The 18,798-nt window shown below is 33.4% G+C and carries 14 protein-coding genes and 1 pseudogene; 8 read left to right on the forward strand and 7 right to left on the reverse strand.

Going from position 1 to position 18,798, the window contains the following annotated elements; translation table 11 throughout:
- Positions 1-37: 37 nt before the first annotated feature.
- From Q0998_RS08150 to Q0998_RS08185, 8 genes are all read left to right on the forward strand, one after another.
- Positions 38-1,171, forward strand: coding sequence for a hypothetical protein (locus Q0998_RS08150; protein WP_299668682.1), 1,134 nt, complete (start codon positions 38-40; stop codon positions 1,169-1,171).
- A gap of 90 nt (positions 1,172-1,261) precedes the next feature.
- Positions 1,262-3,175, forward strand: a complete 1,914-nt coding sequence (gene htpG / locus Q0998_RS08155) for a molecular chaperone HtpG (protein ID WP_299668685.1) — start codon at positions 1,262-1,264, stop codon at positions 3,173-3,175.
- A 413-nt stretch (positions 3,176-3,588) separates the two neighbouring features.
- Positions 3,589-4,485, forward strand: a complete 897-nt coding sequence (locus Q0998_RS08160; protein ID WP_299668687.1) for a neutral zinc metallopeptidase — start codon at positions 3,589-3,591, stop codon at positions 4,483-4,485.
- A 31-nt stretch (positions 4,486-4,516) separates the two neighbouring features.
- Positions 4,517-5,032, forward strand: a complete 516-nt coding sequence (locus Q0998_RS08165; protein WP_299668689.1) for a GNAT family N-acetyltransferase — start codon at positions 4,517-4,519, stop codon at positions 5,030-5,032.
- A gap of 36 nt (positions 5,033-5,068) precedes the next feature.
- Complete coding sequence (locus Q0998_RS08170) at positions 5,069-6,250, forward strand: nuclear transport factor 2 family protein (RefSeq protein WP_299668692.1); 1,182 nt, start codon at positions 5,069-5,071, stop codon at positions 6,248-6,250.
- A 283-nt stretch (positions 6,251-6,533) separates the two neighbouring features.
- A complete protein-coding gene (locus Q0998_RS08175) occupies positions 6,534-6,860 on the forward strand; it encodes a metalloregulator ArsR/SmtB family transcription factor (protein WP_299668695.1) in 327 nt (108 codons plus the stop codon).
- A gap of 30 nt (positions 6,861-6,890) precedes the next feature.
- A complete protein-coding gene (locus Q0998_RS08180; RefSeq protein ID WP_299668697.1) occupies positions 6,891-7,499 on the forward strand; it encodes a protein-tyrosine-phosphatase in 609 nt (202 codons plus the stop codon).
- 27 nt (positions 7,500-7,526) lie between these two features.
- Complete coding sequence (locus Q0998_RS08185; RefSeq protein ID WP_299668699.1) at positions 7,527-7,997, forward strand: DUF6428 family protein; 471 nt, start codon at positions 7,527-7,529, stop codon at positions 7,995-7,997.
- Positions 7,998-8,037: 40 nt separating this feature from the next.
- Here Q0998_RS08185 and Q0998_RS08190 read toward each other — a convergent pair whose 3' ends face one another.
- The 7 genes and pseudogenes from Q0998_RS08190 to Q0998_RS08220 form a co-directional block, all read right to left on the reverse strand.
- The gene (locus tag Q0998_RS08190; RefSeq protein ID WP_299668702.1) at positions 8,038-9,216 is read right to left on the reverse strand and encodes a DUF3095 domain-containing protein; all 1,179 of its coding nucleotides are present in this window, start codon (positions 9,214-9,216) and stop codon (positions 8,038-8,040) included.
- 101 nt (positions 9,217-9,317) lie between these two features.
- Positions 9,318-9,563 (reverse strand): annotated as a pseudogene (locus tag Q0998_RS08195) (RNA pseudouridine synthase); the annotation flags it as partial.
- A 231-nt stretch (positions 9,564-9,794) separates the two neighbouring features.
- Positions 9,795-12,020, reverse strand: a complete 2,226-nt coding sequence (locus tag Q0998_RS08200) for a glycoside hydrolase family 3 C-terminal domain-containing protein (RefSeq protein WP_299668705.1) — start codon at positions 12,018-12,020, stop codon at positions 9,795-9,797.
- A 14-nt stretch (positions 12,021-12,034) separates the two neighbouring features.
- Positions 12,035-14,929, reverse strand: a complete 2,895-nt coding sequence (locus Q0998_RS08205; RefSeq protein WP_299668707.1) for a hypothetical protein — start codon at positions 14,927-14,929, stop codon at positions 12,035-12,037.
- Between the two features lie 14 nt (positions 14,930-14,943).
- Positions 14,944-16,452, reverse strand: coding sequence for a nucleoside hydrolase-like domain-containing protein (locus tag Q0998_RS08210; protein WP_299668708.1), 1,509 nt, complete (start codon positions 16,450-16,452; stop codon positions 14,944-14,946).
- 61 nt (positions 16,453-16,513) lie between these two features.
- Positions 16,514-17,197: a hypothetical protein gene (locus tag Q0998_RS08215; RefSeq protein ID WP_299668711.1), complete on the reverse strand. Its 684-nt coding sequence runs from the start codon at positions 17,195-17,197 to the stop codon at positions 16,514-16,516.
- Between the two features lie 15 nt (positions 17,198-17,212).
- Positions 17,213-18,787, reverse strand: coding sequence for a DUF1080 domain-containing protein (locus Q0998_RS08220; protein ID WP_299668714.1), 1,575 nt, complete (start codon positions 18,785-18,787; stop codon positions 17,213-17,215).
- Between the last annotated feature and the right edge of the window lie 11 nt (positions 18,788-18,798).

Here is an 18,798-nt window from a genome sequence, read left to right on the forward strand (position 1 = left end):
ATAAATTAAGACCTTTACAAAAAGAGATTTTTAAAGAATGATTATATTAAAATTTATAGTTGTTATTTTATTAATAACATCTTGTAATTCCCCAAATTTAAATGGACACTATCATTTAGAATGGGGTAATAGTACGAGTTTTCAAACTTGGAATTTCAAAAAAAATAGAATTAGAATAAATGATTCTCTTTGCTCTGACCAAAAACAAGTTTGTTATGGAATGCCTATAAAGTTCAAAGGAGATTCAATTTATGTTCCCTGGGTAGATTTTATTCTTGAAGCAAAATATTATATTGATAATAATGGAATCATCTATTTAGAAGATGGTACTGAAAAACCACTGAAATTAATACCAAAAAATGACTGCATAAATTCTGCAGATTATCTTAATCGCAAAGTTTCAAATTTAGAAAGTTCTTTTGATTTAGTTTCTCTTTATTACAATACTCATGGCAAATCGGCTTTTCCAAAAAACTCAGAAAATGAGTTAATTATTGGTAAAAAAAATGGAGCTCCTTATTACATATTAAATAATCAATTATTAAAATTTTCTGATAATTCGTTTAATGTTCCTAAAGCTAAATCATCAAATGATATTTGGATTTATATTGACAATAAAGTGCAATTAAAAGAGGTTTTGATAATTTTTAAAGAACTTTATGACAAAAATTATAAAATTTATTTCTCTTCAAAAGATGAAAAAGAAAATAATGAACAAGTAATTGTTTTCAAAAAGTCTATAACAAAAATTGACAAAAAAAATAATACTACTATTATCAATACTTGTGAATATTGTGAAAAACATCCAACTCAAAAAATAGACTCAATAATTAATTTTAAAGTTTTTGGTAAAGATTCTTGTATTGTAAATAATAAAATAACAGATTACTTTCAATTAAGAAATAATATAGTTCGGTTTTTAAAACAAAACAGAAGCACAAGATTAAATACAGAAATACAATTAGAAATTAATTCGAACATGTTATTCGAAGACTATTTATATCTTTTAGGTGATATAGAGTTTGTAAACACAGAATTATTAGGCACATATTACAGAGACACAATAGACACTGATTTTAAATATATTTCTAACAAACAAAATAGTCGAAATAGAGAAAATTTAGAATTAGAATTTCCCCTAAGATTAAAAGAAATTATAAAACCTTTTTAAACGCTGACATCTTGTCACGATACCATCTTTGGTATTTTTTTTGCCTATTGTTAAAGCATTATTCATAAAATTAATTAAAATATATATACAATGGCAAAAGGAAATATTAATGTATCCGTAGAAAATATCTTTCCGCTGATTAAGAAGTTCTTATATTCTGATCATGAAATCTTTTTACGTGAACTGGTTTCTAACGGAACCGATGCAACCACTAAATTAAAACACTTAATCGCTATAGGTGAAGCAAAAACAGAATTGGGAGATGCTAAAATTGAAATTAGTATTGAAAAAGAAGCTAAAACCTTAACAATTAAAGACAAAGGTTTAGGAATGACCATGGAAGAAGTTGAAAAATACATCAACCAAATTGCATTTTCTGGAGCAGAAGAATTCTTAGAAAAGTATAAAGACGACAAAAATGATACGGGTGTAATTGGTCATTTTGGTCTTGGTTTTTACTCTGCATTTATGGTGGCAGAAAAAGTAGATATCTTTACAAAGTCTTTTAAAGATGCACCTGCTGCACATTGGACTTGTGATGGATCTCCAGAATACACCTTAGTGGAACATGACAAAAAAGACAGAGGAACAGAAATTGTTTTACACATCGCAGAAGATTCTACAGAATTTTTAGAAGAAAGTAAAATTAGTGGTTTGTTAAACAAATACAATCGTTTTAATCAAGTACCTATTGTTTTTGGAACAGAAGAAATTAACGATCCTGAGTTTACTCCAAAAACAACCAAAGATAAAGACGGAAAAGAGACTACAGAAGCTCACAAACAAATTACCGTTCCAAAAATTATCAACAATACAAATCCTGCTTGGATTAAGAAACCAGCAGATTTAACTGATGAAGATTATACGAATTTTTACAGAGAATTGTATCCAATGCAATTTGAAGAATCTTTATTTCACATTCACTTAAATGTAGATTATCCGTTTAACTTAACAGGAATTTTATTTTTCCCAAAGTTGAGTCCGTCTATGGACATGCAAAAGGATAAAATTCAGTTATACCAAAATCAAGTGTATGTAACAGACAATGTAGAAGGCATTGTACCCGACTTTTTACAGATGCTAAAGGGTGTGATTGATTCTCCAGACATTCCTTTAAATGTTTCTAGATCTTATTTACAAGCAGATGGTGCTGTAAAGAAAATCTCTGGCTATATAACTAAGAAAGTTGCAGACAAATTAACTTCTTTATTCAAAAATAATCGTGAAGATTTTGAGAAAAAATGGAACGATATTAAAGTAATTATTGAGTACGGAATGCTGTCTGAAGATAAATTCTTTGACAAGGCGAAGAAATTTGCCTTATATCCAACCGTAGCAGATAGCTATTTTACCTTTGATGAGCTGATTGAAAAGACAAAAGCTACACAGGTTGATAAAGACGGAAATCATGTTATTTTATATGCTTCTAATAAAGAAGCTCAACACAGTTACATTCAAGATGTAACCGCAAAAGGTTATGAAGTATTGATTTTGGATTCTCCTATTATTTCTCATTTAATGCAAAAATTAGAAGGAGGCGATACCAAAGTAAAATTCACCAGAGTAGATGCTGATCATGTAGATAATTTAATTAAAAAAGATGAGAATGTAATTTCTAAATTGTCTGATAAAGAAAAAGAAACGCTAAAACCAATTATTGAAGCTGCTGTTCCTAAAGAAACCTATACGGTTCAATTAGAAGCAATGGATTCTGCATCTTCTCCGTTTATGATTACAGTACCAGAATTCATGCGTAGAATGAAAGAAATGCAAGCTTCTGGAGGTGGTGGTGGAATGATGGGAATGGGTAATTTCCCAGACATGTACAACTTGGTAGTAAATACCAACAGTCCTTTAGTTTCTGAAATCTTAAATAACAAAGATGAAAAAGCACAGAAACATTTAATTTCCCAAGCTTTTGATTTGGCAAAATTATCTCAAAACTTACTACATGGTGAAGAATTGACAAACTTTATTAAGCGTTCTTACGAGTTGATTAAGTAAGATTAAAATGAAATTTACCACATAGGTACATATAGGCTATGTTTTCTATGTAACTATGTGGTCAGAATAAATAATATTTATAACCTCTTTGTGAAAACAAGGAGGTTTTTTTATTTGACTTTCTCATGTAAATCAGCTAAATTCGTTTTACTGCTGATATAAAACATAAAATATTGGATATCATTATAGTTAAACGAAACCCTAATTTCTTATTTAAATACCCTACACCAACTTCGCTTATAAAACAAACTAGATAACTCAATCTAATGTTTAACTACTAACCTATTTTATAGTTTTAGGATATAACTATAAAAAATACAGCACAAAATAATTTTAAGCAATCTTAAAAAGTTGCTCTTCAATCTAAAAATAAATATTAAATTTAGCTTTTCTAAATGTAAAGATAATTTGTTATGAAATGGAGAGGAAGTAAAAGGAGTTCTAATGTAGAAGATCGAAGAGGCCAAAGTTCTGGAAGAGGGATTGGTGGTGGTTTGGGTACCATGCTTATTCCGTTATTACTCAAGTTGATTACTACTAAAAAAGGACTTATTATTGTGGGTGTAGGTGTGGCTATTCTGTATTTTACAGGCACAAATCCGTTACAATTATTAACGGGTGGCAGTAGCACAAACAATCAAATTGTAAATTCTTCTAATTATAAAGGGACAGTAAAAGAGAACGAGCTTGCCGCAATGAGTAATCGTGTTTTAGCAAGTACAGAAGCTGTTTGGAATCAACTTTTACCAAATTATAGAGAACCTACTTTGGTGCTTTTTACCAATTCTGTAACTTCTGCTTGTGGTGGTGCTTCGAGTGCAACAGGTCCTTTTTATTGTCCTGGAGATGAAAAACTATATATAGACTTAAGTTTTTTTGAAGAAATGGGCAGGAAGTTAAATGCGCCTGGAGATTTCGCTCAAGCTTACGTGATTGCGCATGAAGTTGGGCATCATATACAGCAAATCACAGGAATTAACGAAAAAGTTCAAAAAATGCGAGGAAGAGTTAGCAAAACTGAATACAATAAATATTCGGTAATGCTAGAATTACAAGCCGACTTTCTAGCCGGTGTTTGGGCACACCATTCTCAAAATATGGATCTGATCTTAGAGCCTGGAGATTTAGAGGAAGCATTAAACGCAGCTTTTGCAATTGGTGATGACAGGTTGCAAAAACAATCTACGGGAAGAGTGGTTCCAGATTCTTTTACCCATGGTACTTCTGCACAAAGAATGCGCTGGTTTAAAAAAGGCTTTGATACTGGAGATGTAAATCGAGGTGATACTTTTAATGCCAGTTCATTATAAACATTTTAGTAATTTCTGATTTATTTTTTTGATGATTCAAATTGTAAAAGCGACTCAAAAAGACGCCAAATTGCTCTCTAAATTGAGTATTGCGTCTTTTTTAGTTCCTCATGGTCATTCTGCTCCCAAAGTAGCTATAGACAACTATGTATCGAGTAATTTTAGCGAAGAGAATTTTGTAAATGAATTATCGAATTCTAATTTTCAATATTATCTAATGTATTATAAAGAGGAAGTTGCTGGTTTTTCTAAAGTAATTTTTAATACTGAAAATGAAAATATTGTTGCTAAAAACACCACCAAGATGGAGCGTTTGTATCTTCTAAAAGAATTTTACAATCTTGGTTTGGGAAAAACATTCATGCATTTTAATATTCAATTGGCAAAGCAACAGCAACAAGCTGGTATTTGGTTGGCCGTTTGGGTAGAAAACCCAAGAGCCATTGCTTTCTATAAAAAAACAGGTTTTAAAATAGTAGGCGCATATGATTTTCCTATTTCAAAAACACATTCGAATCCTAATCATATCTTATACCTAGAGTTTTAAGTTATCTTTTTTATCTTTGAGAAAACCAATCTTAAAATGAAAAAACTACTGATTCTAATTCTTTTTACAACCTTAGTTTTTAATGCACAGGTAAATACAGAAGTGTATGTTTTTGATATTGTTGAAACAGCGCATAAAACAACATTACAAAACGAAAAAAACATCTCTAATAATTTAGGTTACGATAGTCAGCCTTATTTTTACGATGCTACAACCGTTATTTTTTCTTCGGCTAGAAACGGGAAAACAGACATTGCTTTGTACGATTTAAAAATGAACAGACCAGGTTTGAATTATATTTCTGAAACTAAAAATGGTGGCGAATATTCACCCAAAAGAATACCAAATTCTAATGACATTTCTGCAGTTAGATTAGACAATGATGGCTTGCAACGTTTTTACAGCTACAATTTTAAAACAAAAGAATCAACAGCACTTATTGCCAACTTAAAAGTCGCGTATCCAACCTGGGTTGATAAAAATACAGTTATCGCGGTTGCTATTGTACAGGATTCTTTAGAACTATTTATTTCAGATCTAAAGAAAAAAACCAATACTTCTGTTGCAAAAATGGTAGGACGCTCTGTACATAAAATTCCGAATTCTAATTTAGTTAGTTTTATCAGCAAAGAAAATGAAAAGTACTGGTTGCTAAAATCTTTACATCCTGTTACTAAAGAAATTAAAACAATTACTTCTGTTGGTACTTCGGAAGATGTTGCTTGGTTACCCAACGGAACCTTGTTACTTTCACGTGGAAATAAAATTGATCAATTCAATCCTCAAAAAGATAAAAAGCCCTCTTTATTTTATAGCTTTTCTGATGGAAACATCAACAACATTTCTAGAATGGCCATTGATAAAACAGGAACCAAAATAGCTCTTGTAGCAGAAATATCGCCTAAATATTTAGCACAAGAACAATTAGAAGGATACAATCAGAGAGATATTGATGCCTTTTTAAAACCTTATGCAAAAGATGTAAAAGTCTATAATTTTCCTAATGAACTTAGATATGAAGGCTTAGAAACCATGCGGAAAAGGTATGAAGGTTTCTTTAAAAATACGCAAGATTTACACTGCGAATTGACCAATAGAATTGTGTTTAAAAATACAGTCATAGATCATGAATTGGTAACTGCAAATGGCAGACAATTTAAAGCAGTAGCAATTTATAAAATAAAAAACGGAAAAATTTCTTCAGTTACTTTTATGTAAAATTGATAAAAAAAGATTTTTTGAAAGCAACTATCCTAGAGGCAGAGCCATAGAGGAATTTCGCTGGTTTCATACCCAGTCAAGCTGGGTACAAGCTTTGACCTAAAAAAAGGTCAAAAAGCAAAATTCTGTATTTAGATTCCCGTTCCTGCTTGCCGCAGGCAGGTTCACGGGAATGACACTTTCAATGGAAACCCCGAGGCAGAGCCTCGAGGAAATCTTTTCGATTAAAAAGACCTCTTTAATTCATTATTAATCGTAATATTGCAATATATAAATTATTATGGGACTCACGAAATCAGAAATATTTACGGAAGCACAGAACAGCATTGCTGCTATTGCCAAAGTATTAGGGCATCCTGCTAGAATTGCCATTTTAGAATATCTTTTAAAATTGAAGCGTTGCGTTTGTGGAGATTTGGTAAAAGAAATAGGATTGGCACAACCCACCATATCTCAGCACTTAAAAGAATTAAAAAATTTGGGGATCATCAAAGGCAATATCGAAGGAACAAGTGTTTGCTATTGTATACACGAAGAGAATTGGAAAAAAATAAATAATGTCTTGAGTCAATTTTTAAATCAAGATTTAAACGAAAACTGTTGCTAATAATATAAATTAGAAAGGAAAGTGGAAAATATGCATCAAAAAATTAAGGAAACGATTGCCAACTTAGAAGTTGGTAAAATTACAGCAGATAGAAAAGGTATTTTACAGCCTTTGATTCAGTTTATTCAAGAAAAAAGGAATATAGGTGCCCCTATTCAACTCAATTTTATTTGCACGCACAATTCAAGAAGAAGTCATTTAACCCAAATATGGGCGCAAACAATGGCAGCGTATTTTAAGGTAAGAGATGTACAATGCTATTCGGGCGGGACAGCAACCACTGCAATGTTTCCTAAAGTTGTTGAAACCTTAAAAGGTTCAGGATTTGAAATTTATAAAATCTCTGAAGCTAAAAACCCTATATATGCCATTCATTTTGATGATAATTCTCATCCTATCATCGGGTTTTCTAAAAAATATGATGATGAATTTAATCCTAAATCAGCATTTGCCGCAGTTATGACCTGCTCTCAAGCAGATGATGGTTGTCCGTTTATTCTGGGAGCCGAAAAAAGAATTCCAATTACCTATGAAGATCCTAAACTTTTTGATGGTAAAGAAAATCAATCCGAAAAATACAAAGAGAGAAGTTTGCAAATAGCATCAGAGATGTTCTATGTGTTTTCACAAATTGTCTAAAAATAAAATTTTTAAAAAACAGAAATTATGAAACTATCAGAAATTAAAAATCATTTAAATAAATTAGAAACTATTTCTTTTCAATTGCCAAATGGAGAGTTGGTTTCAAGTCATTTTCATGTGACAGAAGTTGGTAAAGTAACCAAAAACTTTATTGATTGTGGTGGCAAAGTAAGAAATGAGGAAGTGATTAATTTTCAACTTTGGGAAGAAAATGATTATGACCACAGATTGCATCCTGAGAAGTTGCTTAATATTATCAAATTGTCTGAAAAAATGTTTAATTTTTCTGATTTAGAAATTGAAGTAGAATACCAAGGCAAAGAAACTATTGGCAAATATGGTTTAGATTTTGATGGAAAAAATTTCTTATTAACTTCTAAAATTACGGCTTGTTTGGCTTTGGATGCTTGCGGAATTACTTCAGAAAAACCAAAAATAAAAATCTCTGAATTAGGTGTTTCCAACTCTTGTGAACCAAATTCTGGTTGTTGTTAAAATGAATGATTCGAAAATAATTTAGCGGATTTTCAATGTACTATTGTTGATTTTTGAGTTTTATCTTTTTAATTTTCTCTTTAAACATGATGGCTGCACTAGTATAACCACCTTCTGTACCATCTACAAAATGAATGTGTTTTTCTTTTCGATCTTCAATATAACAAGACATTATAGAAGCATGTGTAATGTGGATTCCATAAATTATTTTATTGTTTGATTCCAACACATCCAATAATTTTTTAAGCCTTTTTACTTGTTCACTTGTGCCAGAAATTACGGTATTTAGATAGCCGTCTAACATGATTGTATCAGACAATTGGGTAACTCGATACATATATAATTTACCACTTTTAAAGAATTTAAAATAATAGGTTCCAATTTTAGTAACCAGCCAATTACTCACTAAATAGGTAAGTTGATGCTTTCCAATTTTAGTGTACATTTCTTTTCTAATTTTTGCTAGCGAAGAATTCAATTTTAATTTTAAAGTAGAAATTGGATTTCGGATTTCTAAGGTTCCAAAAATGGCATCAATTTCTTTCATAATTGTACCATAAACTTCAGCCTGCAGTTGCTCGTCATTACAGTTCACAAGAAGACACACTACTTTTTTATCATTCTTGTTTGGGTATATTTCATCCCATCTGCATTCCATACCATTTAAATCAGGCGCACTATTTTCTTTGGTAGTACCATTAGAACCTGTAAAACTTTCTTTGATTTTACGTTCTGCATATTTAAGCCCATTTCCTAAAACTACAGGTGTTGTTAAATATTTGTTGTGTCTAAGCTTCGTGATTTTTAATGTAATTGCATTGCTGTAAACTTGTTCAACTTTTAAATGTCCCACTCGCAAGCTTAACTGCAGCGTTTTTTTAATATGCTGACTGTAGTTGTGCAAGGCTAATAAAATAGGTTGTAAAACCGCATCGGGCACAATAAATGTAGAGCCATCTCCTCCAAAAAAATAAGGAATCTTAACTTTCTTATCTAAGGTTTTTAAGGTATTTAAAACGGTGACAATACTACCTGTTGCACTTAAATTAACATCGTTATGCAGTCCGTTTGCCACAGCATTTGTAGAATTTTCTACATCTGTTACTACGATAGACCAGCTTTTAGGAACCTCAAAAAATAACTCTTCATCTTTTAAAAGTTCGGTAAGTGGTATGTTTTTTTTTGAAATATTTTTATAAAAATCGAAATCATTTGCCATAATTACAATAGATCTATTGCTTTGTAAATCGTTTTAAAGATACTCTAAAATAGGCAGTAATCCATAAGAGCAGCAAAATACAGATAATGAAAAGAGTTTTTCTAAAGTTCGTCTTTAGAATTGACGGTATAGTTTCTCCATTTCTCTAAACAGCCTACCATGTCTTGTGGTACTTCAGAGTTAAACTGCATAAACTCACCCGTTGTAGGATGCGTAAAACCTAAATTTTTAGCGTGTAGCGCTTGTCTTGGTAATGTTTTAAAACAGTTTTGTACAAATTGCTTGTACTTGGTAAATGTAGTTCCTTTTAAAATATCGTCTCCACCGTAACGTTCATCATTAAATAAGATATCTAAGACGCAATGTGTTGATTTTTAATGGAAAGTGTTTATTTTTTTATCCTGCAAGGTTTTGTTTTAACCTTGTAGGTATTCGGTTTAAACAAAACAGACCTACAAGGTTTTGAAAACCTTGTAGGTTGACAACGAACAATTGATAATCAGTAACTTATTAATCGAACTCAGATTATAAGAGGTTTTTTAGGACTAGACAATAAGAGTATTATCAATATAAATGAGCTAGTCAATTTTAATTGTTTTTGATAATTTTATATCTCTTGAATTAGCCCCAACTTCTATTATAAATTCGCCAGATTCTACTGTCCATTGTTTTGTATTTGGAGACCAGAATGCAAAGGCATCTTCTTTCAAGGTAAACGCAACCTTTTTAGACTCTCCTGCTTTAAGGGATACACGCGCGAAACCTTTCAATTCTCTAACAGGACGCTCTATACTTGATTTTTGATCATTAACATAAAGCTGTACGACTTCATCTCCATCTATATGGCCTAAGTTGGTAATAGTAACTGTTACCTTAAAGGTATTATTTATTTTCTTAACTTCCAATTGACTGTAATCAAACGTTGTGTAGCTGAGTCCATATCCAAAAGGGAATCTCATATCCTCTTGTGCTTTATCGAAGTAACGATACCCCACAAAAATACCTTCAGAATATATATTACTAATATTACTTTTAGAATAACCAATAGGATGGATTAGAATACTTCCTTCAGGATATTGTTCAATTGATTTAGGAAAACTAACTGGTAATTTACCACTTGGATTAACGTCACCAAATAGTATTTCAGCCATAGCTTGTCCAATTTTCTCACCGCAATAAAAATGATAGAGTACCCCTTTTACATCATCAATCCATTCACTAACATCGATAAAGCTACCTCCTGTGAGTACTACAACCGTATTTGGATTCACTTTAGAAACTTGCTTAATCAACTCTACCTGAGAACCTGGTAAGTATGGATGTTCACGATCCCAACCTTCAGTTTCCAATCCGCCATGTAAACCAACTACGAGAACAACGGCATCAACATGTTTTGCTAATTGAACTGCATCATATATTAGCTTTTTGTCTTGTTCTTTATCAGCTTTAATTTTCTGCTGGTCTTCAAGCTTTTTCTTATCACCAGTTTCTCTACTTTTGTTTGAAACTGTACAACCCAGAGCATAAATAACTTTGGTGTTTTTGGCTATGGATTTTATCTCATCAACTGGATTATTTATAGCGTTTTTAAAATGATAAGTGCGTCCGCTACCACCTCCTTGCATATAGTAATACGTAGGGTGGTCAGAAGTTCTTTTTGCATTAGGTCCAATTACTGCTAGTTTTTTTATTTTAGATTGATTAAGTGGTAGTATAGCATCGTCATTTTTTAGAAGTACAGCTGCTTTTCGAGCTACATCAAGTGCTATTTTTTTATGAGCATCGCTATGAACAATACTTTTAGGTTGTTTCCATTTTTTATCAAAAACGCCCATTGAAAACATGACCCAAAGTTTTTCACGTAAAAGTTGGTCAACCACAGACTCATCAAGCTCACCATTTTTAATGGCTGCTATCAATTTATCACCATAGTATTTAGTGCCATGCATTTCTACGTTTAAACCTGCTAAAGCAGATGGAACAGTAGATTGTACGCCATTCGCAAAATCAGATAAAACGAAACCTTTAAAACCCCATTCTTTACGTAAAATATCGGTCAGCAGCCATTTGTTTTCGCACATATATGTTCCGTTAAGGCGATTGTATGCGCCCATGATATTAAGTGCGCCACCTTCCATAACAGCGGCCTTAAAACCAGGTAAGTATATTTCCCTAAGGGTTCGCTCATCAACTACATTATTAATATCAAAACGATGACGTTCTTGATTATTCGCCACAAAATGCTTTGGTCCGCAAATGATGCCATTGGCCTGCATTGCCTTAACATAAGTAACACCAAAACGGGACGTTAAGTATGGGTCTTCAGAAAAGCTTTCCCAATTTCTACCACCCAAAGGATGACGAATAATATTAAGTGTAGTGCCTAAATTCAAATTCTGATTTAAGGCTACCATTTCTTTAGCTACTGCAGTTGCTGCTCGCTCATATAGTTCAGTATCCCAAGAAGCAGCAATACCTATTGGGGTCATCATATAGGTTGAATTAACCGTTGTATCTCGCCCCGAACGAACACCTGTGATGCCATGTCCCATTACCAATTTTGGTATACCAAGGCGTTCATTTCCTGGTGTACCAAAAATGCCAACATTTGAATTACCAAACTCTCCTTGCCCTTTACCTAAACCGCTTAGTTGGGTAACTTTCTCTTCTAGAGTCATTCTACTTAATACATCTTCTGTTCTAATTTCAGGAGAAAGAGAGGTATCTTTATAAGGTATAGTTTGGGCTTTAATAAGTGGTATAATAGCCAATAAAAAAATTAAACTCAATATATTTATTTTCATTTACAATTATTTTTTTATCTATTCAAATGTACTATGACATAAGGTGCTTCCTTTTCCAAATCGGGATATATTTTACCATTTCCTTTGGTATCAATAACTTCTACAAAGTACATAACGTCATATTTTCCATCAAAAAAATCACTCGGTATGATACCTTCAAATATATCTGACGTTCCAATTTTTGTCATTTCCAAAGATTGGTAGTCTTCAAACTGATTCACACGACGAAATCTTAGTATTACGTCTTGTACTCCAGATGCGTCTGTAACTAAAGCCTCTACCTTTAAAGCTTTATTTATTGGTGCATTTTTAATACGCTGTAATTCAACTATTGGAGCTTCGTTATCATCAGTAATCAAAACTTTAAAAGGATTTTCACTTCCTGTTTTTGGGTATTTTATATTAGCATTTAATTTATCAGTAATATTAAAATAATACGTTATTTGAGAATCACTTTTAGAAAATGGGATTTCTTGTGTGTAAATATTGTTCCCTATGTGTTTCATAGTAATGCCCTTATAATCCTCTCCATTTAACGAATACATAATTTGAGAATCACTTACGCCTTGTTTCAACTTCAATGTTGTCTCAACCGTTAGTGTACTGTCTACCTCTATTTTAGTTTTCGGGATATGTACAATTAAATCTTTCTCAAAAGTGGAGTCATTAATTTCTGCTCTCACCTGCTTTAAACTTTGCAATTCATTTTCAAGACGTTTGTGTTCTTTACTCCAATGCCCAGGAAAAAGTGACTTATTAGAACCAAAATCCAATTGCTGATTGTAAACATTTCCTGCTGACTCAACCATTTTCCCATAGGCATTAACAGCATTAGATTCATAATATAGTGCCTTATCAAAAGCTACTAAATCGCCTGTTTTATGATAAAGATTGTAGTTAACCGCAGCCAATAAACGTTGCGAGTGATACTGTGCCAGATATGCTAACATTTTTAAATCTGTTTTGGTAGAAATAAATTCATTACTATCATAAGCTCCAATGGTTTTTTCGGCATTTTCAACATCATTTAAAATGTCTTTGGAAATATTTGAAAACCACTTGCTTGTTTCACTAGGCAAAATTCTAAAAGAGGGTTTCTTTTCTAGAATAAATTCTGCTTCTTCTTTTGGTGATGCAAACTGTTGAATATCCGACGGCTTGGAATTTAGAGCAAAATGTTTTAAATCCTCCATCCGTTGTAATTCAGGCCAGCCCTGTGGACTTGCAAAACGTGGGTAAAGATAGCTTGCCGCTACAATTCTTGGAAGTATTTTACTCGCTTTGTGCAAACTGGTCATTATAGCTTGTCCAGCTTCTTTCCCAAATCGTTTATTAAACTCCATTTCCCAAATATCAGATGTTGTTTCTGGGTTATAGCTCACCCTTCCCATCACTTGATAATAATGCCAATACCGCTCAAATTCATAGTCGTAATAGCGGTAGTCTGGATTTAATAAATCGGTAACCTCAGCATCGTGCTTGCTTCCATTCATTTTAAAATACAAGGGCTCGTTGAATTCAAACCCAACGGCATCATATAAATGAGACCCTTCACTAAAAGTTTTTACCCAATCTGGAGCTCCCCAAAGGAACAATCTAGTAGTGCCTCCAGACCATACCCGCCATTTGAATCCATATTTTTTTGGATAACGAAGCATGTCGGCATAACCATGACGCCTATCAAATTGATTGTCTTTATTGATATGGGTAGGATGAAATGGCATACCCATTTGTTCCATCCAATGTTTGGTCGCCACCCGAAAATCGGCTCCCGTAGCAACACCATCGTATAAGGTTTCATCGGGAACGTCTTTTGCCCGAGCTTCAATTTTTATATTTGGATTTTCTTCTTTGAGCATATTGAATATTTCCTTCCAAAACTCCAAGGCTACATCTCCTGTTATTCCAGCTTCCCAATGCATCCTAAACTGAACCAAATCGATTTCAGGAAAATTTCTAAAAAATTTTCGCATTGCCAATTTGGTGTAGGGTATGAGGTTTTCCTGCGTCAATCCCCAAATAATGTTGTCCGGTAAATCAGAGGGAATAGCACTACCAGCACTTACCATTGCTTTGTATCTGGGGTCACGTTCAATCTGGTCCCAAAGACCCACACCAAACTCGATACCCCGAGCGTGTGCCATCTCAATAATTTTTTTTAAAGATGCTGTATTTTGTTTTTGCTGTTCTTCGGTTACATTTTGTATTTTCACATAAGGATAGCCTTCAACATTAAAAAAATTGGGATACGCTGGCGCCATAAAATTCGGCTCTTTCATCTGGTTGTTCTTATAGCCAAAAATCAACAAAAATTGATTCAATCTATTTTCAGCCATCATATCAAAATAGGTTTCCCAATATTTGACATCGTGGAGTTTTTGTTCAAAATAGCGCCTATGAAATGTACCGGCCGATACTGCCCGTTCCTTGACATCTGGTGTTTCTGAAGCCTCTTTTACATATTCAAAAAGGTTTTCTGGGTTCTTGCTCCAAGAGATTCGTTTGGCAACATCTAATGCCGCATACATTAATCCAACCTCATCTGCACCACAAAGCACAAGCGCAGGTTTTCCTTTGAATGTTGTTTTTTTAATGCGTAAGGCTTCCTTTTCGTTAGGAAGTGAAAGGTTTAACTCCTGTAGCAATTCAGTTGCTTCATTTTCTTCTGATGATTTACCTAATAATAGGTAGTAATCAGTAGCCTCATCATTAGCATTTGATTTTTGATTTATAGTAACGCCTAAAGTATCTAAAGAGGCAACTATTTTTTGCAACCCATGAGATGATGGCGTGTTTTCTTCAAAAGTATTACTAATTATTTGGAGCTTGGGCGTGTGGTTTGTACACGCTTGAAACATCAAAAAAATGAGTGGTAATAGAGCGTACGTAAAATTATATTTTTTAATCATTGGTTTTTTTCTTTTTAGTTGCCCACACTAATTACAATTCGTCGATAATCAAAAAGGGAGGCAATTGGGTTATTATCCTTAACTTCTAAAATCAAGTGAATTTCTTTGGTAGCTGCCCCAGTAGGTACATATAATACTGTTTTAGCTTTGGTAGGTTGCTCAATACGCACGTCACCTGAGTAGGTGCCTGCTTCTTTGTATATCCACCAAGAATAGTCTAATGTATCTTTATCAGGGTCTGTAGAACGGCTTGCATCTAAATTAATTTGTTGCCCAGGAGTGGCCTTCATGAAAATTATAGCATCACTTGCATCATCAAAAAACAAGGCTTTCGGGTGATGATTAACCTTATCAAAGGGTTGTGTACACCAATCCATTCTACAAATAAAATCGTTGTACATGGCCTCCCGCCAACGCCATACTGGTACAAAATTATTATTGTAGGTTTGTTTATCTTTTTTATTGAACCAAGAATCACTTACATCATTATGTGCATAAAATGGGGCATACTTTATTTCATCAACACGAACACTTTGGTGTCTTGACCAAACATCTGCTTGCTTTTTACTACTGTAGCGACCTCCCCAACCACCCCAAGAGGGATGATTTATATCAAAAAGGCCCTTGTTGACCAAACCAATCCACGGAACGGTTCCGCCACCTTCCATAAAACCCATCTTTTTCCCAAACCTACGTTCTGGATACAACGCCCCCAACGACCCATGATGCTTCATTACATTTTCAATAAGCCAATCATTTTGCCCACTATAACTATAGTCATATTCGCCCCAGAAATGAGGCCCTATTTCTAAAGTGCTACTTTCAGGGGGACTTTTTGGGCCGCCATAAGAATAGGTTTGATAATTACTACGTATCCAATGTATGGCTGGGTATTGCTTACAAATGTATGCACCCGCATTATCTTGTGCTCCATTTTCAAACACTCTAAGTTTAGAAATGGTTTTATGCAGCTCTAATGTTGAATGCGATAGTTCATAATCGTATAAGGCTTGGGCAAGCGTATTGGAACCAGCATTTACGACAATCCAGATAGGTCTTTCATCGTCCTTCTCAAAAGCTTGCGCCAGTAGTTTTGAACCATCACTTGATTTTCCTTCACCAACATCTGTAATACCATATCCTTTTTGACCTGCACATACGATACTATGCAAATACTCTGGGGTATGCCAACCACTTGCATGTTTTTGAAGGTTTGGATATACTTTGGAATATGCATCAATAAGTTGGGTAAATAGCTCAGGATGGGTAATTCTGTGATATTCATTCTTCATTCCTGGATTTATATACTTGCCAGTTACAGCAAGCAATCCTTCAAGTTCAAATTCATTGGAGCACATTAACATGTGAACCATTTGTTGCATTTCATCAGGTTCACATCCCATATCAGCCAAAATAATCAAGCGTGTACGTTCATTCGATTGCCCCAAAACTCTTCCAAAACCAACAAAAAAAATGATGGTAAAGATGAAAAGTGTGTTATGTACCTTACTTAAATTATACATATTGATTGCTTTGAATCGTTGCTGATTGATTAGTATTGATAATCATTAATATTTTGAGATATCATCTATTTTGTTTTGCTTTTTTATAGTATGGATTTATAGTTTCAGCCATCGTAAGATGGATAGATTTAGCTTCCTCTAAGGTGTGATCTTCTAAACGTGTAAAAATAATTCTATCTAAATTGAATTGTTTGGATCTTCCTGAAATTACGAGTGTATAGGTCTCTCCTGCTTTAAATACATATTTTGCATACCGTTTATTTTTTGTACCGCCTAAATCTAAACGTTCTGCGTATTCAAATGAGTTTGCTCCGCCTCCAAACATTTTCATATCCTGAATTAGCGCACTTTTAGGCGCATCATCCAAATGTTCATCTCCAGCTTTTGGACTTTCTGAATAATCTCCTATGACCTTAACGTAACAATCATTGCTTTTATCATGGGCATCAGGAGGTGTGATTCGTTTTCTAGCTCTCAAAAAAAGTTGATACAAACCACCTTTATCAATTTTAAAAGCATATTCTAAAGGAGATGTTGCTGGTCCTTTGCCTGTTGTATTTCCTGTAAACTCCAAATGACCAGTTCCTTTAAAATCAGCTATATCTTTTTTTAACACCCATAAATCATACGATGAGTTTGTATGCTCAGCTTCCATAATCACCAAACCATTTTTTTCTTGGTATTGTTGTGCATTTAGATTGATACAAACTAGTGTGAATAATAATACGTATGACTTTTTTATCATCGTTAATTTATTATGTTACTTAAGAAATACCTCAGCAGGAATAATTTCATCAAACTCTTTAACCTGAATATTTCTGTAATAGATTTCAGCAGTTTCAGACTGAAACCCAAAAATTCCAGCTCCCGGTTCTAGATTAAAAGCCATATTCACAATTTTACCATTTAATTTGTGAATGGCATATTGATTACCCATTACAATTATTTCACATTGATTCCATTTGTTGTTCAATGCATTGAACTTATTTGTAGGTGAAGCAAAGTGCATCCAACTTCTCTTAGCTTCTGGCTTTCCTCCATTATCTGGATGCAAATAGGTCTCACTACCTTCTTCACAAAACCAATCGTAATCTGAGCCAGCTGGTCTTATCAAGTCTCCGGTATGATTACGTGCCGTTGTATGATCATAACGAATTTGATATTCAATACCTACTGGCCAAACTTTGTCGTTAATGACATGATAATAAACACCTGCATCGTATTGCCATTTATCAAAATTATTGGCAATATTTTCACCCCATTTATATTCAAACCTCAAGATATATTTACTGTACGATTTTTTTGTATAAATGAGTCCGTGCGTATCATTCGCTCCTGTATTTAAATTATATTCTTTAGGAAATGAATTCCCGAAAACATGAATCATACCATCTTCAATTGCAAAAACCTTTTTCGCCATGTCTTCATCACCACTTCTAATTTTTAAATACCATCCATCTAAATTCTTACCATTAAAAATAGTTTTAAATCCTTTTTTAGGTTTGGCTTTTGTAGATTTTTTATTTGTAATACTTCCTCCAGAAATAGACTCCAAAACAGGCTTATAGTCTTCCCAACCTGCATTTTCGTTGCCTCCGTTTTTCGCACCAGTAACTACCCACCATAACATACCTGAATCTGAAGAATCGAATGTTTTTTTAGCGTTTCTACTAAATAGCCATTGCAGTTTAGGGTTGTTAGAATCTCGCATCCAAAACACGTTCTCTTGCGGAGTATTCCACTCGGTTTTATTTTGGTTTTTAATCCGAATGGTTTTTACTCCTAAAGCTTTAATATCTTCCCAAGTATGTGTCATTTCTGGAGGAGAAACATGGTCTTCGTTAAACCAGGAAGAATGGGAGATACAGGTGATATATTTGCGCTTTTCGGGATCCACAGCATTGATATATCGCCAAGGAATCTCCATGGGGCCACCAATACAAAACCACAAAGGATTACTTGTTGTAGATTTTTCAGCTTCAGCTTTAAAATTTGCTATAGCTTTGTCCAATTGTGTTTGGATATTAAATACGATTGAGGTGTCAGTATTGAAAAATTGAACGCCTTTATTCATGCTTTCCAACATCTCAGCATATTGACCACGCTTATTCTTTAGATGACTTGAATGGTCAAAATGAACCAACTTAGACTTTAACCCAAGCCCTTCCAGTAATGCAAAATTCATGGGTGCAGATACGTAATCATCTTCATCATAATTATTACCGTCATGTGAAATGGCAATTCTTCCTCCTGGATAGTTAACAACATTTTTATATTGAGCATTAATGGTGGTAACAACTAATGCAAAAACAACTGTAAATAAATTTTGTATCATTTTTTTCATTG

It is taken from the genome of uncultured Polaribacter sp. (assembly GCF_947501385.1).
Taxonomy (GTDB): Bacteria; Bacteroidota; Bacteroidia; order Flavobacteriales; family Flavobacteriaceae; genus Polaribacter.